Here is a 1,608-nt window from a genome sequence, read left to right as displayed (position 1 = left end):
GTTGCTCGAGCGCCGCCGCGGCCTCCGGCTGGACGACGCCATCGAGGCGACACTCGAGCTCTCCTACTCCGCCCTCTCGCCGAGTGCGCAGGCAACCCTGAGGTTTCTCGCCACGCATCCGTGCACGGATCTCGACACGGGCGCCGTCGCGACCCTCATCGACAGCGATCCCGACCGTGCGCGGCGGAACCTCGACGAGCTCATCGCACAGCATCTCGTCACCCGGCCACGACCAGACCGCTATAGCTTGCATGCCCTCGTCCAGACCTACGCCCTTGACCGCTCTTACGAGTACGACCGCCCCGCCGAGCGTCGCGCCGCCACGGGTCGGCTCTGCGACCACTACGTGGCGATGGTGTGGGCCGCGCACCATGTCCGGCATCTGGCGGTCGGAACCCACCACAATCGTCGGCCTCCAGAGCACGTCCACCTGCCGGATGTCGACGAGAGCTCGGCGACGGCATGGCTGGACGCCAATATCGAGAACATCCTGACCCTGGTCAGTCATGCAACCGACCTGAACCAGCCGGACCTGCCCGTCCACCTGTCCGAGGGCGCCGCATGGTGGCTGATTCTGATCGGACGGCACCGAGAGGGCCAACTGCTGCACCAGTCGGCCCTCGACACCGCACGTTCACGCGGCAATCAGGTCGGCGAAGCCAGGGCCAGCCTCGATCTGGGGCAAGTGCTCATCCGGCTCGATGAATGGGACAGCGCCGCGGAGCTACTCGACCATGCCGAGCGCGGTTTCGACGCCGTCGACGACCTGCACGGTGCATGCTCGGCGGTCAACGCGCAGGCCATCATGGACGTGCACCTCGGACGGGTGTCCGAAGGCATCGACCGGCTCCACCGCGCCCTCGACCTCAACCGCGCCATCGAGAACAGCCGCGGCGCGGCGATCGTGGTGGCCAATCTCGGGGTCGCGTATCAGCGCGCCGGACGCCTGGCCGAGGCCGTCGAGTATCACCAGCTCGGTGCGGCCGAAGCGGAGCAGATCGGCGACGGTCATATGCAGGCGGTGAGTCTGAGCAACCTCTCCGACGCGCAGCTCCTGCTGGGAGATCGAGAGAACGCACTCCACTCCGCGCAGCAGGGCCTTGCCATCGCTCGGACAGTGAACGACACCTCGACAATGGCCTTCGCCTTGACGAACATCGGCTGCATCCTGTCGGCCTCCGGCGACCACGAGGAAGCCATCCGCCATCATCATGACGCCTTGGCGATCAAGAAGGACATGGACTACCCGCGGCTCGAGGTAACGGTATTCAACAACCTCGGCGACGCATATCGCGAGAAAGGCGACAACATCCGCGCGCGCAGCCACTACGAGGACGCCCATATCGCCGGAAAGGATGTCGAGGACCCGTTTGAGCAGGCCAGAGCGCTCTACGGTATCGGCGCCATCCTGGCCGCGGAAGGCGCCCACGACGACGCCCGCGGATACTGGACCCACGCCGCGGACATCTTCGACGAGCACGACCCCGCCAAAGCCGCAGAGGTCCGCAACCAGCTCGATGGCCTGCCGCTAGCCGAGCCAGGTCAGGGTGGGGGCGAGTGACGGTCGCCCAGAACGGATAACCCGTTCTGGGCGAACCCACGCCGGCG

At 66.9% G+C, this 1,608-nt stretch carries 1 protein-coding gene; it reads left to right on the top strand.

The window, feature by feature from the left end; genetic code table 11:
• Nucleotides 1-1,561, top strand: a 1,561-nt coding sequence (locus tag ELR45_RS35250) for a tetratricopeptide repeat protein (protein ID WP_165367810.1), incomplete at its 5' end; no start/stop codon positions are given.
• Nucleotides 1,562-1,608 lie beyond the last annotated feature (47 nt).

The organism is Phytoactinopolyspora endophytica (assembly GCF_004138495.1).
GTDB lineage: Bacteria > Actinomycetota > Actinomycetes > Jiangellales > Jiangellaceae > Phytoactinopolyspora > Phytoactinopolyspora endophytica.
Note: the sequence above shows the minus strand (reverse complement) of the source record. Positions and strands in the feature narration are given on the sequence as shown.